Annotated in this window: 19 protein-coding genes, 1 other RNA gene and 1 pseudogene; 11 read left to right on the plus strand and 10 right to left on the minus strand. The window is 40.1% G+C overall.

Annotation, left to right across the window (positions count from 1 at the left end; genetic code table 11):
• Positions 1–157 precede the first annotated feature (157 nt).
• The 3 genes from sabA to groES all read right to left on the minus strand — a co-directional run bounded on the left by sabA (position 158) and on the right by groES (position 4,610).
• Positions 158–2,308, minus strand: a complete 2,151-nt coding sequence (sabA, locus tag J5F42_RS01745) for a Hop family adhesin SabA/HopD (protein WP_283491446.1) — start codon at positions 2,306–2,308, stop codon at positions 158–160.
• Positions 2,309–2,587: 279 nt separating this feature from the next.
• Positions 2,588–4,228 (minus strand): chaperonin GroEL, encoded by a 1,641-nt coding sequence (gene groL / locus J5F42_RS01750; RefSeq protein ID WP_001040278.1) that lies wholly within the window; start codon positions 4,226–4,228, stop codon positions 2,588–2,590.
• Positions 4,229–4,253: 25 nt separating this feature from the next.
• Positions 4,254–4,610 carry a co-chaperone GroES gene (gene groES / locus J5F42_RS01755; protein WP_078261238.1) on the minus strand — a complete coding sequence of 119 codons (357 nt, stop codon included), beginning with the start codon at positions 4,608–4,610 and terminating at the stop codon, positions 4,254–4,256.
• Between the two features lie 285 nt (positions 4,611–4,895).
• Between groES and dnaG the strand changes: the two genes are divergently transcribed.
• The 6 genes from dnaG (at position 4,896) to J5F42_RS01785 (ending at position 11,600) form a co-directional block, all read left to right on the plus strand.
• Entirely contained in the window at positions 4,896–6,575 is a 1,680-nt protein-coding gene (gene dnaG / locus J5F42_RS01760) for a DNA primase (protein WP_283491447.1), read from the plus strand.
• Complete coding sequence (locus tag J5F42_RS01765; RefSeq protein WP_120892657.1) at positions 6,572–7,624, plus strand: MnmA/TRMU family protein; 1,053 nt, start codon at positions 6,572–6,574, stop codon at positions 7,622–7,624. Before dnaG ends, J5F42_RS01765 begins: the two co-directional genes overlap by 4 nt.
• Before the next feature lie 92 nt (positions 7,625–7,716).
• Positions 7,717–8,544, plus strand: a complete 828-nt coding sequence (locus tag J5F42_RS01770; protein ID WP_283491448.1) for a DUF5718 family protein — start codon at positions 7,717–7,719, stop codon at positions 8,542–8,544.
• 146 nt (positions 8,545–8,690) lie between these two features.
• Positions 8,691–8,972 (plus strand): TrbC/VirB2 family protein, encoded by a 282-nt coding sequence (locus tag J5F42_RS01775; RefSeq protein ID WP_001272686.1) that lies wholly within the window; start codon positions 8,691–8,693, stop codon positions 8,970–8,972.
• Positions 8,972–9,235 carry a hypothetical protein gene (locus J5F42_RS01780; RefSeq protein WP_000584956.1) on the plus strand — a complete coding sequence of 88 codons (264 nt, stop codon included), beginning with the start codon at positions 8,972–8,974 and terminating at the stop codon, positions 9,233–9,235. Before J5F42_RS01775 ends, J5F42_RS01780 begins: the two co-directional genes overlap by 1 nt.
• Before the next feature lies 1 nt (position 9,236).
• Positions 9,237–11,600: a VirB4 family type IV secretion/conjugal transfer ATPase gene (locus J5F42_RS01785; protein ID WP_097699091.1), complete on the plus strand. Its 2,364-nt coding sequence runs from the start codon at positions 9,237–9,239 to the stop codon at positions 11,598–11,600.
• A 30-nt stretch (positions 11,601–11,630) separates the two neighbouring features.
• Here J5F42_RS01785 and ffs read toward each other — a convergent pair.
• An RNA gene (gene ffs / locus J5F42_RS01790) (signal recognition particle sRNA small type) lies at positions 11,631–11,728 on the minus strand.
• A 173-nt stretch (positions 11,729–11,901) separates the two neighbouring features.
• On the opposite strand from ffs, the gene J5F42_RS01795 reads away from it, so the two are divergent.
• The 3 genes from J5F42_RS01795 (at position 11,902) to nspC (ending at position 15,524) form a co-directional block, all read left to right on the plus strand.
• A complete protein-coding gene (locus tag J5F42_RS01795; RefSeq protein WP_187882842.1) occupies positions 11,902–13,242 on the plus strand; it encodes a COG3014 family protein in 1,341 nt (446 codons plus the stop codon).
• Between the two features lie 102 nt (positions 13,243–13,344).
• Complete coding sequence (gene cheV1, locus J5F42_RS01800) at positions 13,345–14,310, plus strand: chemotaxis protein CheV1 (RefSeq protein ID WP_000785487.1); 966 nt, start codon at positions 13,345–13,347, stop codon at positions 14,308–14,310.
• Entirely contained in the window at positions 14,307–15,524 is a 1,218-nt protein-coding gene (nspC, locus tag J5F42_RS01805) for a carboxynorspermidine decarboxylase (RefSeq protein WP_283491449.1), read from the plus strand. Before cheV1 ends, nspC begins: the two co-directional genes overlap by 4 nt.
• Positions 15,525–15,630: 106 nt before the next feature.
• On the opposite strand, the gene lpxE is transcribed toward nspC, so the two are convergent.
• The 4 genes and pseudogenes from lpxE to J5F42_RS01825 form a co-directional block, all read right to left on the minus strand.
• A complete protein-coding gene (lpxE, locus tag J5F42_RS01810; protein ID WP_283491595.1) occupies positions 15,631–16,164 on the minus strand; it encodes a lipid A 1-phosphatase LpxE in 534 nt (177 codons plus the stop codon).
• 49 nt (positions 16,165–16,213) lie between these two features.
• On the minus strand, positions 16,214–17,779 hold the full coding sequence (eptA, locus tag J5F42_RS01815) for a phosphoethanolamine--lipid A transferase EptA (RefSeq protein WP_283491450.1): 1,566 nt from the start codon (positions 17,777–17,779) through the stop codon (positions 16,214–16,216).
• Between the two features lie 664 nt (positions 17,780–18,443).
• Positions 18,444–20,575, minus strand: a pseudogene (gene labA / locus J5F42_RS01820) (Hop family adhesin LabA).
• Between the two features lie 619 nt (positions 20,576–21,194).
• Positions 21,195–22,475, minus strand: coding sequence for a citrate synthase (locus tag J5F42_RS01825; protein ID WP_283491451.1), 1,281 nt, complete (start codon positions 22,473–22,475; stop codon positions 21,195–21,197).
• A gap of 200 nt (positions 22,476–22,675) precedes the next feature.
• Between J5F42_RS01825 and icd the strand changes: the two genes are divergently transcribed.
• Positions 22,676–23,953: an isocitrate dehydrogenase (NADP(+)) gene (gene icd / locus J5F42_RS01830; RefSeq protein WP_164531607.1), complete on the plus strand. Its 1,278-nt coding sequence runs from the start codon at positions 22,676–22,678 to the stop codon at positions 23,951–23,953.
• Positions 23,954–24,019: 66 nt separating this feature from the next.
• Entirely contained in the window at positions 24,020–24,547 is a 528-nt protein-coding gene (locus tag J5F42_RS01835; protein WP_163497930.1) for a DUF1523 family protein, read from the plus strand.
• Here J5F42_RS01835 and bioD read toward each other — a convergent pair.
• Complete coding sequence (gene bioD / locus J5F42_RS01840; protein WP_283491452.1) at positions 24,524–25,180, minus strand: dethiobiotin synthase; 657 nt, start codon at positions 25,178–25,180, stop codon at positions 24,524–24,526. The genes J5F42_RS01835 and bioD overlap by 24 nt on opposite strands.
• Positions 25,181–25,183: 3 nt before the next feature.
• Complete coding sequence (locus J5F42_RS01845) at positions 25,184–26,926, minus strand: hypothetical protein (RefSeq protein ID WP_283491453.1); 1,743 nt, start codon at positions 26,924–26,926, stop codon at positions 25,184–25,186.
• Between the last annotated feature and the right edge of the window lie 28 nt (positions 26,927–26,954).

Below are 26,954 nucleotides of genomic sequence, written 5' to 3' on the forward strand. Positions count from 1 at the left end.
TTTTATCGTTTTAGATCTTATTTTGTTGTAAAACGCATTTTCTTTTATTTTATTTTCTTAAAGGGATAGGGGTGGATTTTGCACTTGACCCCCCAAAAAAGAAAATTCAAAAAAAGAAACCCCTTAAAAAGGGAGTTTCATAAAAGGTTTTAACGCTTTAATAAGCGAACACATAATTCAAATACACGCTATAGAGTCTGCGGTATTGGAGTTGGGTGCCTAGCAAAGAATAGTAATTCGTGTTGATCGTAGGGATCTTCACGCCCAATTCCACGCCATGCTGAGCCGCATGATCGCTCGCTTTCTTTTTGTTTTTAGCGAGGTTCATTCTCAAGCCCAAGTTGAATAAGAATTGGAAATTCGCCACATTCATTTTAGCGCTGTAAAAATTATTGAATGTCGCTAAATTCACGTATTGGGAATTAAGCCATGAAGTGCCCGCTAAGGCGATACCGCCAAACACCCCAAAAGAAATCTTATTGTTTTTGGTGGCTTTGTCATTGATGAAGTTATAAAGGACATCTGTCCCTACCCCATAAGTGAACACATCAGAGGCGGAGTTGAAAAAGCTGGATTTGATATAAGCATGGTTATAGTCAAAAAAGCCGTAATACCTTAACCCCCACCTTCTTTTTTCACCAAAGAATTGTTTATACCCTATTTGCACGCCGATCCCATTCATGGCACCATTGTTGGTTTGAGAGCTGATTAAGCCAACGCGTCTGAAAGGGTTATGCCCTAATTCTTGCGTGGCGCTTAATAATTGCGAATAAGCGCTCTGGTTGACTTGATAAACGGCCTGTAAGCCCCCGGGGTTATTAGGGTTAGTGGATTGGCTTATCAAATTTTTAAGGAATGGGGAATTAGGCGTGTTTGAAGCGGTCGTGGTGATGCTGTTATAAGTGTTGTTTAAAGTGCTAAGGCTGCCTCTAAAATCAAGTATGGTGCGTGCCAACAACTCAGATTGCTTGATTTGCTCGGCTTGAGTGCCAAAATGCGCAAGGCTGTTATCTAAAGCCGTTATCGTCTCTTCCACATACGCGCAACCGGCTCCCCAAGTGTTGTTAGTAACCCCTTGATTGGGCAATGTCCCACCCCCATTTCTGCAAGCTGCCAAGTAATTTGTGATAAATTGGCTTGGGATAGTGTTAAGGTCTTTTTTCATTTGATCGGCTAGTTCGAGCATCTTGGCTTGTGCTTGAGCGTGATTGAGCATGTTTTGAGCGAAAGCCCTATCAGCAGAGGTGTAAGGGTTGAAATCTTGCGGCGCGTTTTGATTGCTTTGCTGGTTAGTATTAAGGCTTTGAGCTTGCGCGACGATTTCTTGGGCGTTTTTGATCATGCTAGTAACGGCGCTAAATTCAGCACTAAAGATTTGGCACGCATTCCCATCTTTATTGATACCCCATGGGCTACCATTACCCGCACTGTTTTCATTATGCGTGGATCGCACCAAAGGGCATTGGGTGTTAAGGACATTCATGATCGTGCTGGCTTGTTCTAAAAGGTTTTGAGCGGTATTGGTGAATTTGAATGTTTGCGTTTCTTGGTTGTTATTACCACTGCTAGTTGCACTATTACTGCTATTATTTTTTCGACAGAATTGATCCACACCACCATTAATTTCAGCAGTTTGTTTGCATTCGTAGGTGTAGGTTACGGTCACTTCTGTGCCTTTCCCGTCCAAGACAGGAAACCCATTTCCCTCCTTTAAAGCTTGTTGGATAGCTTGATAGGCTTTATTGAGTTTTTCAAATTCTTGGATAGACATGGATTTACCAGGACCAGTCGCTTCATACCGGTTGCAAGTGATGTTCGTTGAATAGCTTCCTGGTTGGTTATTGAAAACAACGCTGCCAGGCCCACTCTCTGTGCCATTGCCATTCCCACACATTATCGCATAGCCTATCACATTCCACAGCCCCACCGCCGCATTCAACGCCAAAGAGACGGCTTGATACGCCGGGGAGTTGGTTTTTTCGCCAGTCAAACCTTGCGTGTTTGCTTTTAAATTATCGATCGCAGCATTGATTTCTGAAGGGCTGCTCGCGTTCGTTACCGCCTGATTGAGGTTGTTGAAATTGGTTAAAAAGTTGCTCAAATTCTCATAAGTGTCTGAGAGTTTTTTCAATTCGCCGGTGTTTTTCACCATTTGAGCGGCTTCGCCGATTTGATAGCCGGCGCTGATAAAAAAGCCGTTGTCTTCAGCGTTTAAAAGCGATGAAGCGAGAGAGAGAGAGAGAGTAAAAAGGTTTTTTTCATAAATTTTCTCCTTGAAATAAAATTGAGTGATTGAAATTTTATACATTAAGAATGTATTAAAAGCATTGTAGCATGAAATCGTTTTTTTTTTTTTTGTCATTTAGAGAAAATTTTAGAATTTTGCAAATTTTACGCGTTTGTTTGGGTGGTATTGGAAAGAATTTTTAGATTTTATTTTAATGGAACGCTAATGATAAAAGCTTAACAGAGATTTTTTGTTGCGCGTTTTTCAAAACGAGCGGTTTTGTCAAATGAAAAGCCCCCCAAAAGGGGGGATTCTAGAAGATGGATTTTAAAAGCAGATGATACTAAAAAGCAAGGGGGCTTACATCATGCCGCCCATGCCTCCCATTCCGCCCATGCCACCCATATCAGGCATTGCTGGGGCCGCTTTTTCTTCTTTGATTTCATGCACGGTGGCTTCTGTGGTTAAAAGCAGGCTTGAAACCGAAACCGCATTTTGTAAAGCGATCCTTTCTACTTTTAAGGGGTCAATAATGCCTTCTTTAAACATGTCCACATACTTGCCATTGCTAGCGTTAAAACCAAAATGCCCTTCGTGTTTTTCTACTTCATTCACGACCACACCGCCATCATAACCGGCATTGATAGCGATTTGAGCTAATGGGGCTTTAATGGCGCGCATGATGATTTCATAGCCCACTTTTTCATCATCGTGTAAATTCAAATGCACTTTTTGAGCCGCGCGAATGAGAGCCGCACCGCCGCCAATCACAATGCCTTCTTCAACCGCCGCTTTAGTCGCGCTCAACGCGTCATCCACCCGGTCTTTTTTCTCTTTCATTTCCACTTCACTCGCAGCGCCCACTTTGATCACAGCCACACCGCCAGAGAGTTTGGCCAATCTTTCTTGCAATTTTTCTTTGTCATAATCGCTTGTCGTGCTTGCGATTTGGGTTTTGATTTGCGCGACTCTGTCTTTAACGTCATCGCTATGGCCTTTGCCATCTACGATCGTGGTGTTGTCTTTATCAATCACAATCCTTCCGGCTTTGCCTAAAAACTCCACTTCAGCGTTTTCTAGACTCAAGCCTAATTCTTCGCTAATAACTTGACCGCCGGTTAAAATAGCGATGTCTTTGAGCATTTCTTTTCTTCTGTCCCCAAAGCCTGGAGCTTTAACCGCTGCGATATTCAACACGCCTCTTAATTTATTCACCACTAGAGTCGTTAAAGCTTCGCCCTCAATGTCTTCAGCGATGATTAAAAGCGGTTTGCCCTCTTTCATGGTTTTTTCTAGTAGCGGGAGAATGTCTTTCATGCTAGAGATTTTTTTATCCGTTAAAAGGATGTAAGCGTTATCCAATTGAGCGGTCATTTTCTCAGCGTTGGTTACAAAATAAGGGGAGAGATAGCCTCTATCAAATTGCATGCCTTCTACAACATCTAATTCGTCTTCAATGCCCTTAGCTTCTTCAACGGTGATCACGCCGTCTTTACCCACTTTTTCCATAGCGTCAGCGATGAGTTTCCCAATATTGTGATCGGAGTTTGCAGAAATGGTCGCTACTTGGGTGATTTCTTCTTTACCGCCCACTTTTTTGCTCGCTTTTTTAAGCTCATTAATGATCGCTTCAGCGGCTTTATCCATGCCTCGTTTCACTTCAATAGGGTTAGCCCCAGCCGTGATATTCCTCAAACCTTCTTTAAAAATGCTATAAGCCAGCACGGTCGCTGTGGTCGTGCCATCGCCGGCAGCATCAGCGGTTTTGCTCGCTACTTCTTTAACGAGTTGAGCGCCCATGTTAGCCACCGGGCAACTTAATTCAATCTCTTTAGCCACGCTCACGCCGTCTTTGGTGATGCTTGGAGCGCCATAGCTTTTTTGAATCAACACGTTCCTGCCTCTTGGCCCCATGGTAACTTTAACAGCGTCATGGAGTTGTCTCACGCCTTCAAATAGAAGGTTTCTTGCACTATCTGAAAATTTGATTTCTTTTGCCATTGTGTATCCTTAATAATAATGTTTTTTAGTGTTTTTTGTGATCATGACAGCAAGCTTCAGCATGTTTGTGATCTTTATGATCATGGCTATTGGCATGACAGCAAGATCCCGCGCCCACGATGCCCAGAACGTCTTCTAGTTCTAGCACCATGTATTCAGTGCCGTCTAAAACGATTTCTGCGCCTTTGTATTTGCCAAAAGCGATCACATCGCCTTCTTTAACGCATTTGCAACCCTCACTGATTTTATGGCTAACGGCTTTGACTACGCCCATTAAAGGCTTTTCTTTAGCGTTATCAGGGATGATGATGCCTGAACTGGTTTTGTTCTCTTCTTCAAGTCTTTCTACTAAGACCCTTTCTCCTAATGGTTGAAACTTCATTTCAGTTCTCCTAAGTTTTGATAAATAAAATAGAAATTTAGCGCTTAGTATTCTTAAGCGACATAACTATAGCGCATTTTTAGGGATAAGTCAAGCCATAAAACCAAAGCTAAGATTGTAATTATAAGGATTATTAAGTCTATTTATATCAAGTTTCATTAGTTTAAAAATATAAGGATTAGAAAAGGGGCGTTATCAACAAACCTTTTTGAAGATTTTATTTATTGAGTATAATCCCTTTTGAGAAAGTCAAACCAAGAAAGCACGATGAAGAAAGCATGAAAAATGATTCTTAAAAGTTCCATTGATCGCCTTTTGCAAACGATAGACATTGTAGAAGTCATTAGCTCTTATGTGGATTTGAGGAAATCAGGTTCGAATTACATGGCTTGTTGCCCTTTTCATGAAGAAAGGAGCGCGAGTTTTAGCGTCAATCAAATTAAAGGGTTTTACCATTGCTTTGGGTGTGGGGCGAGCGGGGATAGCATTAAATTTGTGATGGCGTTTGAAAAGCTTTCGTTTGTGGAAGCGCTTGAGAAATTAGCCCACCGATTCAATATAGCTTTAGAGTATGACAAAGGCGTTTATTACGATCATAAAGAAGATTACCACCTTTTAGAAATGGTGAGCTCGTTGTATCAAGAAGAGCTTTTTAACGCCCCGTTTTTTTTGAATTATTTGCAAAAAAGAGGGCTTAGCATGGAGAGCATCAAAGCGTTTAAATTAGGCTTATGCACGAATAAAATTGATTACGGCATTGAAAATAAAGGCTTGAATAAGGATAAACTCATTGAATTAGGCGTGCTAGGCAAGAGCGATAAAAAGGATAAAACCTATTTGCGCTTTTTGGATCGCATCATGTTCCCTATTTATAGCCCTAGCGCTCAAGTGGTGGGTTTTGGAGGGCGCACCTTAAAAGAAAAAGCGGCCAAGTATATCAATTCGCCCCAAAGTAAGCTTTTTGATAAATCCAGTTTGCTCTATGGCTATCATTTGGCTAAAGAACACATCTATAAACAAAAGCAAGTCATTGTAACAGAGGGGTATTTGGATGTGATTTTATTGCACCAGGCGGGTTTTAAAAACGCCATAGCCACGCTTGGGACAGCTTTAACGCCATCGCATTTGCCCTTGCTTAAAAAAGGCGATCCAGAAATCCTCTTAAGCTATGATGGGGATAAGGCAGGGCGGAATGCGGCTTATAAAGCGAGCTTGATGCTGGCTAAAGAGCAAAGGAGGGGGGGGGTGATTTTGTTTGAAAACAACCTAGACCCTGCGGAGATGATCGCTAATGGCCAGATTGAAACCTTAAAAGACTTGTTATCGCGCCCCATGGCTTTTATTGAATTTGTTTTAAGGTGCATGGCGGGTTCTTATCTTTTAGACGATCCTTTAGAAAAAGATAAGGCTCTTAAAGAAATGTTAGGGTTTTTAAAAAACTTTTCCTTGCTTTTACAAAGCGAATACAAGCCCTTAATCGCTGCACTTTTGCAAGCGCCTTTGCATGTTTTAGGGATTAGAGAGCGAGTCTCTTTTCAGCCTTTTTACCCCCAAACAGAAAAACCCAATCTTGCTCAAAAGTTCGCCCATGTTCCTAACACGATGAGTTTGGAATTTTTAGAAAAATTAGTGATCCGCTATCTTTTAGAAGACAGAAGCTTGTTGGATTTGGCGGTGGGTTATATCCATAGTGGGGTATTCTTGCATAAAAAACAAGAATTTGACGCTTTGTGTCAAGAAAAATTGGACGACCCTAAATTAGTTGCGTTATTATTAGATGCGAATTTACCCCTAAAAAAAGGGGGTTTTGAAAAGGAATTGCGTTTGTTGATTTTGCGCTATTTTGAGCGCCAACTCAAAGAAATCCCTAAAAGCTCGCTCCCTTTTAGCGAAAAAATGATCTGTTTGAAAAAGGCTCGCCAAGCCATTATGAAATTAAAACAAGGAGAATTAGTCGCCATATGAAACAAATAAAAGCTTTAGCCCTATTTAGTGGGGGGTTGGATAGTTTGTTGTCCATGAAATTACTCATTGATCAAGGCATTGAGGTAACCGCTTTGCACTTTAATATAGGGTTTGGGGGGAATAAAGATAAAAGAGAGTATTTTGAAAACGCCACCGTGCAAATTGGGGCTAAGCTCTTGGTGTGCGATATTAGAGAGCAGTTTTTTAACGATGTGTTGTTCAAGCCCAAATACGGCTATGGGAAGTATTTCAACCCTTGCATTGATTGCCATGCCAACATGTTTAGGAACGCTTTTTATAAAATGCTTGAATTGGATGCGGATTTTGTTTTGAGCGGGGAAGTGTTGGGGCAACGCCCTAAATCCCAAAGGAAAGAAGCGCTCAATCAGGTGAGGAAATTAGTCAGAGAAGTGGGCGAAGAGGCTCGTTTTGATCTTATTTTAGACCGAACGCAAGCAAGCGGTGAAAAACCGCAATTTTTAGATGAGTTGCTCTTAAGGCCCATGAGCGCTAAACTCTTAGAGCCTACTTTCATGGAAAAAAAGGGTTTTGTTGATAGAGAAAAGCTTTTAGATGTGAGTGGTAGGGGGCGCGCTAGGCAATTGCAAATGATCAAAGATTATGGCTTGAAATATTATGAAAAGCCAGGTGGAGGGTGCTTGCTTACGGACATTCAAGTGAGTAATAAGATTAAGAATTTGAAAGAATACAGAGAAATGGTGTTTGAAGACAGCGTGATCGTTAAAATTGGGCGCTATTTTGTCTTACCCCATAACGCTCGTTTGGTGGTGGCAAGGAATGAAGAAGAAAACCATAAATTGGATATTCAACACCCCTTAATGGATAAGATTGAATTACTGAACTGTAAAGGCCCTTTGAGTTTGGTGGATAAAAACGCCAGCAAAGAAGATAAAGAATTGGCCGGTCGTATCGCTTTAGGCTATGCTAAGACTTTAAAAAATCAAGCTTACCTCATTCAAATAGGGAATGAAAAACGCGAGCTTTACCCTTTGGATAAAGAGAGCGCTAGAGAGTATTTGTTCGCTTGAAAGGGGAGTTTTTGAGAATTTTAGGGGTTTTCTTTTTATGCTATAATGGAAAAAGTTCTGATCGGCGTTAAGCGATTTGCTAGGAGGTCTGTATGCAAGAGTTTTTAGGTTTTGGTGTGGTGGGGAATTTTGCAGGGCATTTGGAGCAAGCAGGAGAGAGTCATAGTTTTATTAACATGAAAAGCGAAGAAAAGGACGCCCCTAAGGGGTTGTTCCCTTTTTATATCCCGTATGAGAATTGCTATTTGGGGCGTTGTTGCATTAATAACCATAAGATTATTTTGCCTAGTGATTTGAATTTGAAAGTGCAAGCAGAGCCAGAAATCGCTTTAGAATGCGATGTTAAGTATGATGAAAAACATTTGGTAACCAAGCTTGTGCCTAATTTTTTCATGGCGTTTAATGACGCTTCTGTGCGTAATTTAGAAGCCACAAAGCTCTCCCAAAAAAAGAATTTTTCACCAGCTTCTAAAGGTATAGGGCAGAAATTGCCTATTGATAGGTTTGTTTATGGGGGGGTGTGCAACAATTTTTCTATCGCGTCTTTTTTGAAATACAATAATGTTTGGCACATTTACGGGGAAAACAGCAAATTGCTCAAATACGAGTTTTTTTATCAAAAACTTTTAGACTGGATCAAAGATAGACTCAATTACCAACAAGATGGCGACTCTTTAGAGGCTCTAAGGCCGTTTTTAGAGCGCCATAATTTCCCCACTAAAATGATTTTTGCGATTGGGGCTACCCCTTATATGCCCTTTGCTCAAGAGCATTTTTTGCAAAAAGGCGATGAGGTGGCGATTGTTGCTTACAACCATTTGCAATATAGTTTTGAAAAGATTCAAAACCTCTTAGAAGAAGACGCCCTACAAACCAAAGAACACGCTAATCTTTCTTATGTCTATCAAATCGTAGAGTAGTAAGGCTTTTTTCTCTTTAGCTTTGCTTTTTTACCCCTTTTAAAGATTAAATGCACCCCTTTTGACTCCCTTTTAGAGGATTTTAATGGTTTTTTTGAGATAATTAAACCTTAGAAAGTTAATTAAAATTAAACAAAAGGGTTATGATGTCCGCTCATTTTTTAAAAATCATTTTTTTAGTAGGCATGTGCGTTTCAAGTTTGTTCGCTGAAGGTTTAGAAGGGTTTTTTAACGCCCTAGAAGCCCAGCTCAAAAGCCCCATCGCTAAGGGGATTTTAATGGTGATTTTCATAGGGATCGCTATTTATGTGTGGAGGAATTTAGACCGGTGGAAAGAGATTTTATTCACGATCCTTGGCGTGGTGTTTGGGATTTTTTTATTCTTTAAAGCCCCGAGTTTGGCGAATTGGTTTATGGGAATTTTTTAATGATTATCCTCTCAGCGAGCGTGAAGAATTTGCGTGAAATTTCAGTTAAAGAAAAATTTTTATGGCTGAACGCTAAGTCTTATTTGATTTCTGTTTTTGCGCCTTTTATCTTGCTCCCTTGGATTGATTTATTGAGCGCTTTTTTATTGTATTTAGGGTTTTTAGCGCTCTTTAGCGTGCTGGAATTTTTTGATGAAGACATTGCAGATATTATCGTGGCTAAAAGCAAAATAAAGACTAAAACCAAATGTTATAGAGCGTAGGATGTTAGAAAAGTTTTTAGGCGCTATCAAACAAAAGGTTTCAAACTATTTTTTAGGGGCTTTGCCTAAAAGCTATTCAATGAGTGAAGAAAACAACATTTTAGGCTTGTATGATGAGCATTTTTTGCTCACTAAAAACGAAAACTTAGTGGGCATCCTCCGTTTAGAGGGGGTTAGTTACACCCATTTAAGCACAGAGCAATTGCAAGATCTTTTCACCGAGCGCCAAATGGCGTTGGATTCTTTGGAAAAAGTCGTGGCGCGCCTCGTGGTTAAAAGGCGTAAAATTGATTATAAACAAAGCATTCAATCTGATTCTCAATACTTGCAAGCGATTTTGAACCAGTTTGAAAACAAAGAAGTGTATGAAAATCAGTATTTTTTAGTTTTAGAAAGCACTCACTCTTTACAAGGTGTTTTGGAACATAAGAAAAAATCTCTCATGCATGCCAATAGGGAAAACTTTAAGGATATTCTCTCTTATAAAGCGCATTTTTTGCAAGAAACTTTAAAAAGCCTAGAAATCCAGCTCAAAAATTATGCCCCCAAACTCTTAAGCTCCAAAGAGGTTTTGAATTTTTATGCGGAATATATTAACGGGTTTGATCTCCCCTTAAAACCCCTAGTAGGAGGGTATTTGAGCGATAGCTATATCGCTAGTTCTACCACTTTTGAAAAAGATTATTTCATTCAAGAAAGCTTTAACCAAAAAACCTATAACCGCTTGATTGGTATTAAAGCTTATGAGAGCGAGCGCATCACTTCTATAGCGGTGGGAGCGCTTTTATACCAAGAGACGCCACTAGATATTATCTTTTCCATAGAGCCAATGAGCGCGCATAAAACGCTGAGTTTTTTAAAAGAGAGGGCCAAGTTTAGCATGTCTAATCTCGTTAAAAACGAGCTGCTAGAATACCAGGAATTAGTCAAAACCAAACGCTTATCCATGCAAAAATTCGCCCTAAACATTCTTATCAAAGCCCCCAGTTTAGAGGATTTAGACGCTCAAACCAGCTTAATTTTAGGGCTTTTATTTAAAGAAAACTTAGTGGGCGTTATAGAAACTTTTGGCTTGAAAGGGGGGTATTTTTCCTTTTTCCCTGAACGCATTTATTTAAACCACCGTTTGCGTTTTTTAACCTCTAAAGCCCTAGCGTGTTTGATGGTGTTTGAAAGGCAAAATTTAGGTTTTAAGGCTAATTCATGGGGGAATAGCCCTTTGAGCGTGTTTAAAAATTTGGATTATTCCCCTTTTTTATTCAATTTCCACAACCAAGAAGTGAGCCACAACAACGCTAAAGAAATCGCTAGAGTGAATGGGCATACTCTAATCATAGGGGCTACCGGGAGCGGTAAAAGCACGCTGATTAGTTTTTTAATGATGAGCGCTTTGAAATACCAAAACATGCGCCTTTTAGCCTTTGACAGGATGCAAGGGTTGTATTCTTTCACAAAATTTTTTAAAGGGCATTACCATGACGGCCAATCTTTTAGCATTAACCCCTTTTGTTTAGAGCCTAATTTGCAGAATTTAGAATTTTTGCAATCCTTCTTTTTGAGCATGTTCGACCTTGCCCCTTCAAGGGATAAAGAAGCCTTGGAAGATATGAATGCGATTTCTAGTGCGATTAAGAGCCTTTATGAGACTTTATACCCTAAAGCCTTTAGTTTGCTAGACTTTAAAGAAACGCTTAAAAGAACCTCATCTAACCAATTGGGCTTGAGTTTAGAGCCGTATTTGAATAACCCCCTTTTTAACGCTTTAAATGACGCGTTCAATTCCAACGCTTTTTTAAATGTAATCAACTTAGACGCTATCACCCAAAACCCTAAAGACTTAGGGCTTTTAGCCTATTACTTGTTTTATAAGATCTTAGAAGAGTCCAGGAAAAACGACAGCGGGTTTTTGGTTTTTTTAGACGAGTTTAAATCCTATGTGGAAAACGATTTGTTAAACACTAAAATCAACGCTTTAATCACGCAAGCCAGGAAAGCTAATGGCGTGGTGGTGTTGGCCTTGCAAGATATTTACCAGTTAAGCGGGGTCAAAAACGCCCATAGTTTTTTAAGCAACATGGGGACTCTCATTTTGTATCCGCAAAAAAACGCTAGGGAGTTGAAACACCACTTCAATGTGCCTTTGAGCGAAACTGAAATTTCATTTTTAGAAAACACCCCTTTGTATGCTAGGCAGGTTTTAGTCAAAAATCTGGGTAACGGGAGCTCTAACATGATTGATGTGAGTTTGGAGGGCTTGGGGCGTTATTTGAAAATCTTTAATTCGGATTCTAGTCATGTCAATAAAGTGAAAGCGTTACAAAAAGACTACCCTACAGAGTGGCGTGAGAAACTTTTGAAGAGTTAGTTTAAAAAAGTCAATATCATTTTGAAGCACTCCTATTCAGATGGCTAAGGCACACAAGAAATTAGGGGACTCTGCTGTATTCCTACCCTGAAGCGTTACCCTAAAATCCTATTGCATAGGTCTAAATAAGAGCTTAGGGATCATTTTAGCCATAAAAAGCTTATGTTTTCATTAAAAATGTTATGATACGCTCAAATAGTCAAGCAAAAAAATGTCAATTAAAAGGGTTAGATTGAAAATATTCGTTCTGTTGATGTCGGTAATTTTAGGAATATCATTAACAGGTTGCATAGGCTATCGTATGGACTTAGAACATTTTAACACGCTCTATTATGAAGAAAGCCCCAAACAAGCTTATGAATATTCTAAACAATTCACTAAGAAAAAAAAGAACGCTCTTTTATGGGACTTGCAAAACGGCTTGAGCGCTTTATACGCAAGGGATTATAAGACTTCTTTAGGGGTGTTAGATCAAGCCGAGCAACGCTTTGATAAAACCCAAAGCGCTTTTACAAGAGGGGCTGGTTATGTGGGCGCTACCATGATTAATGATAATGTGCGTGCTTATGGGGGGAATATTTATGAGGGCGTTTTAATCAATTATTACAAAGCGATAGACTACATGCTTTTAAACGATAGCGCGAAAGCTAGGGTGCAATTCAACCGCGCGAACGAACGCCAGCGCAGGGCTAAAGAATTTTATTATGAGGAAGTGCAAAAAGCCATTAAAGAAATCGATTCTAGCAAAAAGCACAATATTAATATGGAACGCTCTAGGGTGGAAGTGAGCGAGATTTTAAACAACACCTATTCTAATTTAGACAAATACGAAGCTTATCAAGGCTTGCTTAACCCGGCGGTTTCGTATCTTTCAGGGTTGTTTTACGCTTTAAATGGGGATAAGAATAAGGGGTTAGGCTATCTTAATGAAGCCTATGGGATCAGTCAAAGCCCTTTTGTAGCTCAAGACTTGGTTTTTTTCAAAAACCCTAACAGGAGCCATTTCACTTGGATCATCATTGAAGATGGTAAAGAGCCGCAAAAAAGCGAATTTAAAATTGATGTGCCTATTTTTATGATCGATTCGGTTTATAACGTGAGTATAGCCTTGCCCAAGCTAGAAAAAGGGGAAGCGTTTTATCAAAATTTTACTCTTAAAGATGGAGAAAAAGTAACTCCCTTTGACACTTTGGCCTCAATAGATGCGGTGGTCGCTAGCGAGTTTAGGAAGCAATTGCCCTACATTATCACCAGAGCCATTTTATCGGCTACTTTTAAGGTGGGCATGCAAGCGGTGGCGAACTATTATTTGGGGTTTGTTGGCGGGTTAGTAACTTCCTTGTATTCAGGTGTTAGCACCTTTGCAGACACCAGAAACACGAGCATTTTTGCCCATAAAATCTACCTCATGCGCATCAAAAACAAAGCTTTTGAAAGTTATGAAGTTCGAGCCGATTCCATTGACGCTTTTTCGTTTTCCTTAAAGCCTTGTAAAAGATCGCTTGAAAGCCCTAAAATCATTGACGCTAGGGAATTGCTTTCAGGGTTTGTAACAGCCCCACAAGTCTTTTGCTCTAACCGCCATAATATTTTATATGTGCGCAGCTTTAAAAACGGGTTTGTTTTGAGTCGTTTAAAATGATTTAAAAAAACCCCCCAAAGATAGTTTTTAAGTGTCGTTGGCATTAAACACAAACACGATATAATTATAAAACGATACGAAAACCTAAATTAAGGGGAAGTCATGGCTGATAGTTTAGCGGGCATTGATCAAGTTACGAGTTTGCATAAAAATAACGAGTTGCAATTGTTGTGTTTCAGGCTGGGTAAAAACAAGGATTTGTATGCGGTCAATGTCTTTAAGATCCGTGAAGTGGTGAAATACCATGGCAATCTCACCATCATTAGCCACGAAAACAATTCGCTCGTTGAGGGGCTAATCATTATAAGAGAGCTCACCATTCCCTTGATTGATATGAAAAAATGGTTTTATTATGACAGCCAGAACAAGAGCAAGGATTTACGCCCTTACAGGATAGAAAAAGAAAAAGGCGAAGACGATATTGTCATGATTTGTGAGTTTTCTCGCTGGACCATAGGGGTTAGGATCTATGAAGCGGATAGGATTTTGAGCAAGAAATGGACTGAAATGGAGCAAAGCGCTGGGCTAGGGGGATCTGCAGGCAATAACAAGCTCGTGAGCCGCACGCGCTATTTTGACGGGCGCTTGGTGCAAGTGGTGGATATTGAAAAAATGCTTATAGATGTGTTTCCTTGGATTGAAGATGAAAAACACAACGATTTAGAGACGCTTTCTAAAATCCATTCTAACCAATGCGTTTTGCTCGCTGATGACTCCCCAAGCGTTTTAAAAACCATGCAAATGATTTTAGACAAGCTGGGCGTCAAGCATATAGATTTTATCAATGGTAAAACCTTACTAGAGCATTTGTTCAACCCCACAACCGATGTGGGTAATATTGGTCTTATCATCACCGATTTAGAAATGCCAGAAGCGAGCGGTTTTGAAGTGATCAAACAGGTTAAAAACAATCCTTTGACTTCAAAAATCCCTATCGTGGTCAATTCTTCTATGAGCGGCAGCTCTAATGAAGACATGGCCAGGAGCTTGAAGGCCGATGATTTTATTTCTAAGTCTAACCCTAAAGACATCCAGCGGGTGGTTAAGCAATTTTTGGAATTAGCATGAAAAAATACAGCGCTATCCCCACCCCTTGCTATGTGCTAGAGAGCGAACGCTTAGAAAAAAACGCCAAGATTTTAGAAATCGTGCGCCAACAAAGTGGGGCAAAGGTTTTGCTCGCTTTAAAGGGGTATGCGTTTTGGCGTGAGTTTGGGATTTTGAGGCAAAAATTGAACGGGTGTTGCACGAGCGGTCTTTATGAGGCTAAGCTCGCTTTTGAAGAATTTGGGGGGCGAGAGAGCCATAAAGAAATTTGCGTTTATAGCCCAGCCTTTAAAGAGGCTGAAATGAGCGCGATTTTACCCCTAGCGACAAGCATTATTTTCAACTCTTTTCACCAATACGCCACCTATAAAGATAGGATTTTAGACAAAAACAAGCAATTAGAAAACTTGGGCTTAAGCCCCATTAAAATGGGCTTGAGGATTAACCCTCTTTATAGCGAAGTAACCCCAGCGATCTATAACCCATGCTCTAAAATGAGCCGGTTAGGGATTACGCCTAGCGGATTTGAAAAGGGGGTGAAAGAGCATGGCTTAGAGGGGGTGAGCGGGTTGCATTTCCATACGCATTGCGAGCAAAACGCTGACGCTTTGTGCCGGACTTTAGAGCATGTGGAAAGGCATTTTAAGCCTTATTTAGAAAACATGGCGTGGGTGAATTTTGGTGGGGGGCATCATATCACCAGGAGCGATTATGATGTGAATTTGCTCATCCAAACGATTAAGGACTTTAAAGAGCGTTATCATGATATAGAAGTGATTTTAGAGCCTGGGGAAGCCATAGGGTGGCAATGCGGGTTTTTAATCGCAAGCGTGATAGACATCGTTCAAAACAATCAAGAAATTGCGATCTTAGACGCTTCTTTCAGTGCTCACATGCCCGATTGCCTAGAAATGCCTTATCGCCCTAGTATTCTTAAGGTTTCTGTAGAAAACGATGAGGAAATTATTGAAGTTGAAAAGGGCGAAAATCAAGGGGCGTTTTCTTACTTTTTAGGCGGCCCCACTTGTTTGGCGGGGGATTTTATGGGGAGTTTTAGCTTTGAAACGCCTTTAAAAAGGGGCGATAAAATCGTGTTTCAAGACATGCTCCATTATACGATCGTGAAAAACAACTCGTTTAATGGCGTGCCACTGCCAAGCCTGGCTAAAATAGATTCGCAAGGTTTTAAGATCCTCAAAAGCTTTTCTTATGAAGATTACAAAAACAGGAATTAAAGCTTTAATTAAGTTTTTTTAATTAAGTTTTTTTAATTAAGTTTTTTTGATTAAGTTTTTTTGATTAAGTTTTTTTGATTAAGTTTTTTTGATTAATGTTTTTTGATTAAGGCTTTTTGGGGCTTGTAAAAAGAGCCACGCACAACATTCCAGTGCCAAGCCCAGCCAACACCGCGCCAATGGTGTGCATGTCTAAATAAATGCGAGCGAGCATGGTTAAAGGGATTAGGGGCAAGAGCCACAAGTATTTTTTAAAAGAATAACGGCGCATTAAAAACGCCACCGCCAAACCCACCATAGACGAATGCCCGCTTGGCATGTTGAAATTACCCCCATAAGGGCGCTCGCCCAAACGCTGATCATTGATCGTTACATGGTTTAAGGCTCTTTTGGTGGTGTGCGTGAGAATAGTTGTAGCGATAGAGGCGTTAGCGACTTGAAAAAGCCCTATCGCATCTCTTTGAATTAAGGGAATCGCCACAGATAAAATCGTAGGGATAAAGCGCGCGTAATGCTCGGTGAAATGAAACACCAAAGGCACGCTAGGCTGTTTAGGGACTTTTGGGAAAGGCGCAAAAACGCCTAATAAAATCAAGCCCAAACTGAGCGCCAACAAAGTTTTAGAAAAGCTTTTAGGCAGGCTTTCACAAAATTTTTGTTTAAATAAGAATCTTTTCATGCGTGTTATTTCACTCTTTTTTGTGTTTAAGCAGATCTAAAGAAGGGCGATAAACAGTGCTAGGGTTTTTAAAATCCAAAAACACCCCTAAAATGCTATGGAAAATAACGTTTTGATTAATGGGGGTTTGGGTTTGAATGATGGAATGCTTCTCTTTAAAAAGATCGTTGGCATAAACGATAAAGGGGATCTCGTATTGTTCTTTAGGGGCGATGCTTTTAGGAATGCCATGCAAATAGAACGCTTCTTCGCCCAAACTTTCGCCATGATCGCTTAAATAGATCATTAAGGCGGGCTGCTTGGCTTTTTTGAGCATGCTAATGATTTTATCTAACAGATAGTCGTTATAAAAAATGGTGTTGTCATAGGCGTTAATCAGGCTTTCTTTGGAGCAAGAAGATAAATCAGCGCTTGAGCAATAGGGCTTAAACACCCTAAAATTTAAAGGCACTTTGTTGTCATAGTTGGGGCCATGCGAGCCGGCAAGGTGTAAGATGAGCAAGACATTTTCATTAGAGTGTTCTTTTAAAAGGTCAGGCAAATTATAGAGTAAGGATTCATCATAAGGAGCGATCGCTTCGCAATTGGGGCATTTTTGAATCAATTCGTAGTTTTTACGATAGCTGGTAACCTTAACATTCTTTTCGCCGTCATTCGCGCTATACCAAAAGACTTTGATACCCGCTTTAGTCAAGTAAGTCGGCAAATTTTCATAAGCGTTGTTTTTAAAAGAAGAATCTAAGATGCATTCCAAACTCGCTGTCGTGTAAGTGGCGCAAGAAGTGGCGTTAAAAAGGGTGAGTTCATGATTTTCTAAGCGTTTGCTTAATCTTGGGGTGGTGGGTTTTTGATAGCCATAAAGGGCGTAATTGTGTTTCCTAGCGCTTTCGCCAATGACTAGCACCACAAACGAATGAGAATGGTTGGGCGAAAAGAGAGGGAGCGGCTTGATAGTGGGGGCGAAAAATTTAAGAGCGCTCACTCTAAAAGCGTTCACGCTATAAGCGAAGGGCAGGATTAAGCCCCCTATGAATTTCGCATGCTTGTCAAACCACAGCCAATTTTTAGCGTTAGCTAAAGCGCTAGCGATAAAAATAAACACTAACGCTAAGATCGCTAAAAAGGGTGCTTTTTTAGAAGAATTTTTAAGGGGGATTTTATAGATAATATAGCCAGGCAACACCCCAAAAACAACGATAAAAAGGAATAATTTAACGCTCAAAAAGCCTAAAACTTCATGCGTGTTGGTGTTTAAGACATTACCCATCATGCTCTTATTTAAAAACACCTTATAAGCGCTAATGAAATAGAAAGCGATGGAATTGAGCCAACTAAAAACTATTGCGCTCCAACGCATCAAAGAAGCAGAGATCAAGCCTAACGCCAAAAAAAGAGCGCCATTAACGCAAAAAAGCACCACAACCATCATGGCGATAAAACTAACCTGGTTGCTTTCTTTATAAACATAAGCGAACAAAGGGAAATGGTATAAAACGCCAAAAATAAGGCTATAAAGCAAACCGGCTTGCAGACAACTCAGGGGTTTTAAAAACTTCAGATGGAATAATGATGCCAAACACGCCCCTTAAAATCAATCAATCTTAAGATTATATCGTAGGTATGGGGATTTTATGGTTTATTTTAAAACTAGAGAAGCACTCTTGTTAGGGTAGCTTGCATTTAAGGGCTTAAAGCGCGTTGGTTGCAGGATTTTTAATGCCCCATAGTTAGGATATGGGGCAAATCCAAATAAGGAGCATGCCATAAAGCTAAAAGTGGGAAGCGTAAAAGTGGCAAACGCTCTTGGAAACTATTATACCTTGAAATTTCTTTTTCTTGGTTTAAGATAGTGTTTTTGATGAAACGCTAATTTCTAAGAGCGTTCCCCTAAGCCTAAAAAGCTTAGGGGTTTCCTTATGTGAAGCGGGTTTGTCCTTGACTTTGGGGCGTTTTTTGGTTAGTGGAGCGCGCGAACGCTAAAGATGTTTGGGGTTTCTTGCTTGGGTGGTTTAAAAGGATCGCTTGAATAACGCTAATTTTTATTTAGATTGTAAAAAACGCCTTTGAGTATTTTTTGTGATTAACGCTTGAAGTCAAAAAACTTTATTTGGTGGAAAAAATTAAAAAAGTTTAGAAAAATAAAAGCTTTATGAAAAGTTAAAAAGCGAGTGGGAAGTCAGCGAAAAAAGATTAAACCCCCTAAAAAAGAGAGGATCCCTTAAAAAGGGAGTTTTAAGCTTTTAGTAAGCAAACACATAGTTGAGATACACGCTATAAAGCCTTCTGTATTGCAAGGTAGTGCCTAGCAAAGAATAGTAATTCGTGTTGATCGTGGGGATCTTCACGCCTAATTCCATGCCATGTTGCGCGCTATGTTCAGCACCTCTTCTCTTATTCCTGGCGAGGTTGGTTCTTAAACCCAGATTGAATAAGAATTGGAAATTGGAGGTGTTGATTTTAGCCTTATAGTAGTTATTCACATTCGCCAAATTCACGAATTGAGAATTAAGCCATGAAGTCCCTGCTAGTTGGATACCGCCAAACGCGCCAAAAGAAATTTTATTGTGTTTAGTGGCTTTATCGTTGATGAAATTCACTAACAAATCGCTCCCTACGCCATAAGTCCAAACATCAGAATCGGAGTTGAAAAATTGGGATTTATTATAGGTGTGGTTGTAATCCACAAAGCCGTAGTATCTTGCGCCCCATCGTTTGTTTTTCCCAAAGAATTGCTTATAGCCCACTTGAAAGCCAATCCCATTCATCGCGCCGTTATTGGTGGTAGAAGCAGCGATTAAACCGGTGCGTCTGAAAGGGTTACTGCCGAGTTCTTGACTCCTAGATTGCACTTGAGAATGGATGTTGGAGTCAATGTAGTAGTTATCCTGTATGCCTTGTGGGCTGTTAGGGTTAGTCTTTTTGCTCACCACATTTTGTAAAGATTGAGCGTCAGGCAAGCTTGAGAGCGCTGCTGTGATGCTGTCATAGTGTTCGCCTAGCTTTTGATACTGGCCGCTGAAGTTCGCTAAAGTGTAGGCGAGGTTGCGCGCGTTATGGATTCGCTCCGCTTGGTCGCCAAAATGAGCGATGCTGTCTTTTAAATTCGTTACGGTCTCTCCCACATACGCGCAACCGGCTCCCCAAGTGTTAGAAGTAACCGTGCCAGATGGCGTGCCACGGAGATTGCCATCGCTACCCTTTTCATGGCACACCCCTAAAGAGTCTTTTACAAAGGCTTCAGGGATTCTTTCAAAGTCTTTCACCACTGCTTGGGCGCGGTTTAAAATCTCTGCTTGCGCTTTAGCGTTAGCAAACATGCTTTGGGCGAAGTTGGCGTCTTTATAGGGGTTGAATGTCTTCCCAGTGTCTAGGTTGCGCTGGTTTTGCGCGTTTGCAGCAACGATCTTGGATTGCTCTACGGCTATTGCAGCGTTTTTGATCATGTCTTGAATCGCGCTGATTTCATTTTTAAAAATCCCGCAAGCGCTCCCATCGCCTTTCAAATATATTCCTTCCCATAAACTACCACTACTCGCACCACCTGCACCACCATTATTGATCCATGGGCATGCGCTATTAAGGGTAGTTATAATGGTGCTAGCCTGTTTTAAAAGCTCTTGAGCGTTATTTGACACTTTGATGTCTTCTTTAATTTCTTTATACTCCCCATTCACCCACTTGACTGAAACAAATCCATTAGTCCATGGGAATTTCCATCTTTCTCCTGGCTGGACGCTATCATTTTTCTTCCCTTTAATTTCAAAATTAAGTTCTTTAGTGTCGCTTAAAGCAGGAATATCTTGCCCGCTTGCTCCAAAAGCCTTTTGGATGATTTGATAGGCTTTATTGATTTTCGCGTAATTTTCAGTGGATATACCGCTCCATGGTCCTGGTTCATAAAATGAATCGCAAGTAATGGTAGTCCCTCCATTTGACGGCACATTTTCAAAGGTTTGGACGCCCCCATTTTTATTTTTGTCAGAGCCAGGGCCACAAACGCTGATCGCATAGCTCATGACTTGCCACAACCCCGCTCAGCATTGAGTGCTAAAAGCACCGCTTGATACGCCGGGGAGTTGGTTTTATCATTGATTAAATTCTTCGCGCTCGCATTCAAATTAGTCCTTGCGTTATTGATAGCGTTCGGATCGGCGGACTGCCTGATGAGAGTGTTTAGGGTGCTGTAACTCGTTAAAAGATGGTTCAATCTTTCATAACTATCTGAAAGATCTTGAATGCCTTTAGTGTTTTTCACCATTTGAGAGGATTCACCGATTTGATAGCCCGCGCTCACAAAAAAGCCGTTGTCTTCAGCGCTTAAAGTGGAAACTAAAAGCGAACCTAAGGTTAATGACAGAAATTTTTTCTTCATGTTTTCTCCTTTACTTTATTAAAATAAGATTGATCTTGTCCGTAAACCTTGCGGAAGTGTGTCTTAAAGTAAGACCATACCGCAAGCTTTCGTTAATATAGTATAAATTAATGCGATTTTGATATTAATTAGGCGTTTTTGCCCTTTCAAAAAAAAAAAAAAGGTTTTTGTAGCGTTTCTAAACAAATATTAAACCAATAAAGGTCATTTTAAAAGAAATGAGGTTGTTTAATAGGGGTAGTTACAAAAAAGGGGTTTTTAACTTTGATCGTTTGGTTGTTTGAGATTTGTTTGTAATAAAGCGGTTTTAAAAGAAATGAGGTTGTTTGAATGGGGGTAGCTATAAAAAGGGGGGTTTAACTTTGATTGTTTGGTTGCTTTAGATTTGTTGTAAAAAGGATTTTCTTAAGGAGATAGAAAGGTTTTGCAATCATTTTCCTCAAAAACTCAAGGGTTTGCTTGTAAAAGCGGGGTTATCCTTGAGTTTTGGGGCGTTTGCATGCGGTTATTTAAAAATTACCGCTCACTTGGCGCGAGACGCTTATTCTTTTAAACAAGGCTTTGATTCGTTTCTTAAAGCTTAACCAACGCTCTGTTAGGGCAAAAATTAGGACAAAGCCTAATCCCCTACATAGACTTGTCTTGGGCGCGTGATCCTAGCTTGCGGGCTTTTGACATGCTCTAATAGTTGAGCGCACCAGCCCACGGTTCTGCCAATGACAAACACCGGCGTGAAAAAACGCACCGGGATTTTTAAAGCCCTTAAAATGGTGCCGGAGTAAAAATCCACATTAGGGTAGAGATTCCTTTCAATGAAATACTCGTCTTTTAGCGCGATTTCTTCCACTTTCGCAGCGATTTCGCTCAACCTCTCGTCCATTTTAACGCCTTTTTTATGCAGTTCGTCTTTCAAGCCTTTTAAGATTTTAGCGCGCGGATCGTAGCTTTTATACACCCTATGCCCAAAGCCCATGAGTTTGAAATTATCGTTTTTGTCTTTCACTCGCGCGATGTATTTATCCACGTTTTTCACATCGCCGATTTCTTCTAATTGGATAAGCACTTTTTCATTCGCCCCGCCATGCAAATGCCCCCATAAAGCGCTAATGCCAGCACTAATAGCGGCATAAGGATGCACGCCGGTGCTAGCGACATTCCTTACTGTGGTAGAAGAGGCGTTTTGGCTGTGATCAGCGTGTAGGGTTAGGATTTTATCAAAGGCTTCCACTTCTAGGGGCGTGATTTCCACCTCGCCTTGAGTGGTGTGTTTTAAACGGCTATAAGGATACCCTCTCAGCATGAAAAGGATATTTTCCACATAAGAGCGCGCGATATCCGGATAAATAATGGGTGCTCCCACTTCATTACGATAGCAAATAGCCGCAAGCGTGGGGATTTTAGCGACAATCCTTCTGGCCATCGTCTGGTAATCTTCTTCAGTGTGCATGTTTTGGTGCGTGGAATAAAGGGTGGATAAAATAGACACCCCGCTAGAGAGTTTCGCCATAGGGTGGGCGTTACTAGGGAAAGCTGAAAACATGTTCAACAAGCTCTCATGCACAAAGCTTCTGTGGCGTAGTTCCAATTCAAACTCTAGGCTTTCATCTTGATTTTTGGGCAATTCCCCTGTGAGGAGCAATTTGCACACATCTACATATTTGTATTTGGCGACTAAATCTTCTATTCTATGCCCTCTGTAATACAATTCGCCTTTTTTGCCATTGACATAGCTGATCTTAGATTGGCACCCAGCGGTAGAAGAATACCCTGGATCGTAAGAAAAAAACCCGGTCGTTTCAAAAAGCTTGGAAAAATCCACCGCTTTAGGCCCACGAGTGCTTTCAATCGTTTCAAATTCATAGCGTTCATTATTTTCATTATTGATTAAAGTAACAGACATTTGACTTCCTTAAGTTTTCAGAATGATAGCACTCCATTATAAGCCAAAAAATTAAATGATTTCTTTTTAAAAACATTCCGTTTTTTCAAGTTATTTCCAACCGCTACTTTTAAACACGCATTCAAAAAAAAGATTTTTAGGGGTTATATAGTATTTTTGCGCTAGTATAGTTACTCAAATTTTATAAAAAGGATTGAGAGATGGCTTACAACCCTAAAATTTTACAAAAGCCTAAAGAGGGCGAAGAAATTACGATTAAAGACAACAAATTGCATGTGCCAAATTACCCCATTATCCCTTTCATTGAGGGCGATGGCATTGGATCGGATATTACCCCTGCGATGATTAAAGTCGTGGATAGTGCGGTTCAAAAAGCGTATAAGGGCGAGAAAAAAATCGCATGGTATGAAGTGTTTGTGGGCGAAAAATGCTATCAACAATTTAAAGATCATAAAGAATTAAGCCCTGAAGAGCAATGGCTCTTACCGGACACTATTGAAGCGATCAACCATTATAAAGTCTCTATTAAAGGGCCTTTAACCACGCCGATTGGTGAGGGGTTTAGATCTTTGAATGTGGCGTTACGCCAAAAAATGGATTTGTATGTGTGCTTGAGACCGGTTCGGTGGTATGGGAGTCCTAGCCCGGTGAAAGAACCACAAAAAGTGGATATGGTGATTTTTAGAGAAAATTCTGAAGACATTTATGCGGGCATTGAATGGCAAGAAGGCAGTGCGGAAGCGAAAAAACTCATCCATTTTTTACAAAATGAATTAAAGGTTAAAAAAATCCGCTTCCCTGAAAGCAGCGGCGTAGGGATAAAACCCATTAGTAAGGAAGGCACAGAGAGGCTAGTGAGAAAGGCGATTGAATACGCTATTGATAACGACAAGCCAAGCGTAACTTTTGTGCATAAAGGCAATATCATGAAATACACCGAAGGGGCGTTCATGAAATGGGGCTATGCGCTCGCTCAAAAAGAATTTAACGCTCAAGTCATTGATAAAGGCCCATGGTGTTCTTTGAAAAACCCTAAAACCGGTAAAGAAATCATCATTAAAGACATGATCGCTGACGCGTTTTTGCAACAAATCTTATTACGCCCTAGCGAATACAGCGTCATTGCGACCATGAATTTGAACGGGGATTATATCTCTGATGCGTTAGCGGCGATGGTGGGGGGCATTGGTATCGCTCCTGGGGCTAATCTCAATGACACAGTGGGCATGTTTGAAGCCACCCATGGCACCGCTCCTAAATACGCTGGGCTGGATAAAGTCAATCCGGGGTCTATTATTTTGAGCGCGGAAATGATGTTAAGGCATATGGGCTGGGTGGAAGCGGCTGATTTGATCGTCTCTGCTATGGAAAAAGCGATTAAGAGCAAGAAAGTAACTTATGATTTCGCTCGTTTGATGGATGGGGCTAAAGAAGTCAAATGCTCTGAATTCGCTAGCGTGATGATTGAAAACATGTGAAAGAGCGTTTTTTAAGCTCTGGTGTTTGATGCGATTATTAGGCTAATACTATCATAAGGAATGAAATTGATAAAATTTGTGCGTAATGTGGTTTTATTCATTTTAACAGCGATCTTTTTAGCGCTCATGCTTTTGGTGAGCTATTGCATGCCCCATTATAGCGTGGCTGTCATTAGCGGGGTGGAAGTCAAAAGAATGAATGAAAATGAAAACACGCCCAACAATAAGGAAGTAAAAACCCTTGCTAGAGATGTCTATTTTGTGCAAACTTACGACCCTAAAGATCAAAAAAGCGTGACCGTTTATCGTAACGAAGACACGCGCTTTGGCTTCCCTTTTTATTTTAAGTTTAATTCGGCTGATATTTCAGCTCTCGCTCAAAGTTTAGTCAACCAGCAAGTGGAAGTGCAATACTATGGCTGGCGGATCAATTTGTTTAACATGTTCCCTAATGTGATTTTTCTAAAGCCCTTAAAAGAGAGTGCTGACATTTCAAAACCCATTTTTAGCTGGATTTTATACGCCTTGCTACTAGTGGGCTTTTTTATCAGCGCGCGTTCTGTTTGCACTTTATTTAAGAGCAAAGCTCATTAATTCTTTCAGGCTTTGTTGGAAAATCACAATGGGGTTATTGGAGCGTGTATTAAAAAGCTCAATATAGGGCAAACTGATGCTGTGAAAAGCGGTGTTGTTTCCTTTTAAATTGATAGCGATTTTATAATCTAGTTGGTGGGATTTCAATAAAAAGTCATTCAGCAAACAATCATTGATTAAGCCCAAATTGTCATGGCTAATCAAAAGCGTTTTGGCTTTTAATTTCAGGGCAAAATTTAGCATGTTTTCTTCTAAAGTGATAGGCACGCATAGCCCCCCAGCCCCTTCAACGATGACTAAATCATAAGTTTTGGTGAAATTTTGGAGGCGTTGGGTCAAATTGTCCGTGTCAATGGGGGCGTTTGGATCTTCTTCTTGTTGGGCGATGAGGGGGGCTGAAGCTTTATGATAACGATAGAATGAGATGTCTTTTAAGGTTAAAGAGCGATCCAAAAGGCGGTTATCTTGCAAGAACAAATGCGCGTCGCTAAAGTGGTTGGTTGCATCATTAACGCCTGTTTCAATGGGTTTTAACAAGATCGTTTTAACGCCACAAGCGTTGCAATATTGGGCTAATAGCCTAGCGCATGTGGTTTTTCCGGCATTGGTGTTAGTCGCGCTGATAAAGAGCATGGTTTAACTTTTAAACTGATAAGCGCCCTCAAAGATTTGAGAAGTCAATACATTTTTGATTTGTGGTAACTTCACATTCTTTAGCGCTTCTCTTGGGACTTCAACCACTAATTCCTCAAACGCTTGGTCATTTAAAGGGTTATCAATATCAAAAACGAAACTTAAGATATTGTGGAGCGAGTTATAGGTAACCTTGTCAATTAACGCATAAGTTAGTCTAATTCCCTCTGCTTGCTCTATGGCTGTTACGATGCTTTTAGATAGTCTAGGGCTGATGTTACCAAGTTGTGTCGCTAAATCTGAAATAAAGCAATACCCTGCATCGGTGTCTATGGTGTTAGCAAGCACTTTAGCAATCAATGTCCTACTCACTTTTTTACCTTGTCGCATAGCGTTGGCAACCTTGCGGATTTTAATATTGTGGTTATAGCTCTGTCTAAAGCTTTTGCTTGTGAGACATTTTAGTTTTTCTCTGTCAAAAATACCTTTTCGTTCCCAATCCTCTATCTCATCAATAGAGAATGATTGTTGATACCCATTAGCCCTAGAACTATTCTGTCTTGCTATAATACTAGATTTAACAAAGTCCATAACTCCTAACCCCTCTGTATCTCTAGGTAGTCTTATCGCTTTTATTTGTGTCTTAACGATGTTTTTAAAATACACACCATAATTGTCTTTGTCTTCTTTTTTAAAGAAAGTATAGACTTTGTCTTGTAATCTTGTGAGAGATTGTGGCAATTCATTAGGAGCAGAGAATGTGATGCCTGTAAAAGTCCAATCCACTTTACCAAAATCCTTTTCTGTCGCTAATACTAAATCTACTTTTCCAGTCTCGGCGTTGTCGCAATAACAAATCGCCTCTTGATTGAAATACTTCGCCAAATCTAATAATTGGTCTTTCAAGTCAAATGAGTTACTAGGTTCGTTTTGAAACACAAAGAAACTAACTTCTTTGCTTGGTAATAATGGGTCATCTAACCTATCTTTCCAATAACCTGTTACTTGTAGATAACCTAAAAAGTGTCTCTTTTGGTCTAATAGAGATTTTAGCTCTTGTGTCCTTTTAATATTGTCTTTTTGAGTGAAGCGGTATTTTTTGACAAATTTATCGCTAGACATAAAGTCTCTCATTGTCGCATTGCTGTTTATGAACTTATCAACATAGTCTTTACCTAACTTCCTACTCAATGTCTCATAAATTCCTTTAACTAAAATCTTATATTGGGGGATAACTTTACCTGTCGGTTTAAAGAACTCCTTAACTTTAATAGATTTTGTGGGGTCAATGTCATCAGTTGCCTCTCTAAATTTAGTCTTATTCTCTTTCATTTGAGCTAAATAAAGCTTTGATATTTTGTCTTTTTCATTAGGTCTTAATCCACTACTATAAGCTTTTTTTAACAAGGCTTGTTGGTCATTAGTGAATGTAGCTTCAAAATAAGGTTTAAAAACTCTAAACGCCGAGATAGTCCCAAAAGGTAGTCCGCTTTTGATTTTATTGACAATACCTCCAAGTCTAGTAGCTTTAATAGTCGTGTTTTGTTCGCTTTTAAGTCGTGAGAGTTCCTCACCAAACGCATCTAATGTCGCTCTTAAAGATAAGCCCCCTTTTATCCTCACTCTAGGTTTATTTTGTCTAGCTAGTTTCTTGTCCGCTAACGCCTTATCAATAGATGCTGTCAAAGAAGTGTTTCTATCATGTGGTTCATCAACCAATTCTAAAAAATCGTAATTCAATAACATTTTGTGTCCTTTTTCTAAGCGAGATTGT

This window comes from Helicobacter pylori (assembly GCF_030062585.1).
Classification (GTDB): domain Bacteria; phylum Campylobacterota; class Campylobacteria; order Campylobacterales; family Helicobacteraceae; genus Helicobacter; species Helicobacter pylori_CN.

What these genes read in the sequence shown, in the direction of transcription:
- cheV1 (WP_000785487.1), top strand. Translation starts at nt 13,345, where the DNA reads ATGGCTGATAGTTTAGCGGGCATTGATCAAGTTACGAGTTTGCATAAA.
- J5F42_RS01785 (WP_097699091.1), top strand. Translation starts at nt 9,237, where the DNA reads ATGTTAGAAAAGTTTTTAGGCGCTATCAAACAAAAGGTTTCAAACTAT.
- J5F42_RS01825 (WP_283491451.1), bottom strand. Translation starts at nt 22,475, where the DNA reads ATGTCTGTTACTTTAATCAATAATGAAAATAATGAACGCTATGAATTT.
- dnaG (WP_283491447.1), top strand. Translation starts at nt 4,896, where the DNA reads ATGATTCTTAAAAGTTCCATTGATCGCCTTTTGCAAACGATAGACATT.
- icd (WP_164531607.1), top strand. Translation starts at nt 22,676, where the DNA reads ATGGCTTACAACCCTAAAATTTTACAAAAGCCTAAAGAGGGCGAAGAA.
- J5F42_RS01795 (WP_187882842.1), top strand. Translation starts at nt 11,902, where the DNA reads ATGGACTTAGAACATTTTAACACGCTCTATTATGAAGAAAGCCCCAAA.
- J5F42_RS01765 (WP_120892657.1), top strand. Translation starts at nt 6,572, where the DNA reads ATGAAACAAATAAAAGCTTTAGCCCTATTTAGTGGGGGGTTGGATAGT.
- groES (WP_078261238.1), bottom strand. Translation starts at nt 4,610, where the DNA reads ATGAAGTTTCAACCATTAGGAGAAAGGGTCTTAGTAGAAAGACTTGAA.
- J5F42_RS01775 (WP_001272686.1), top strand. Translation starts at nt 8,691, where the DNA reads ATGTCCGCTCATTTTTTAAAAATCATTTTTTTAGTAGGCATGTGCGTT.
- groL (WP_001040278.1), bottom strand. Translation starts at nt 4,228, where the DNA reads ATGGCAAAAGAAATCAAATTTTCAGATAGTGCAAGAAACCTTCTATTT.
- nspC (WP_283491449.1), top strand. Translation starts at nt 14,307, where the DNA reads ATGAAAAAATACAGCGCTATCCCCACCCCTTGCTATGTGCTAGAGAGC.
- J5F42_RS01780 (WP_000584956.1), top strand. Translation starts at nt 8,972, where the DNA reads ATGATTATCCTCTCAGCGAGCGTGAAGAATTTGCGTGAAATTTCAGTT.
- sabA (WP_283491446.1), bottom strand. Translation starts at nt 2,308, where the DNA reads ATGTATAAAATTTCAATCACTCAATTTTATTTCAAGGAGAAAATTTAT.
- J5F42_RS01770 (WP_283491448.1), top strand. Translation starts at nt 7,717, where the DNA reads ATGCAAGAGTTTTTAGGTTTTGGTGTGGTGGGGAATTTTGCAGGGCAT.
- bioD (WP_283491452.1), bottom strand. Translation starts at nt 25,180, where the DNA reads ATGCTCTTTATCAGCGCGACTAACACCAATGCCGGAAAAACCACATGC.
- J5F42_RS01845 (WP_283491453.1), bottom strand. Translation starts at nt 26,926, where the DNA reads ATGTTATTGAATTACGATTTTTTAGAATTGGTTGATGAACCACATGAT.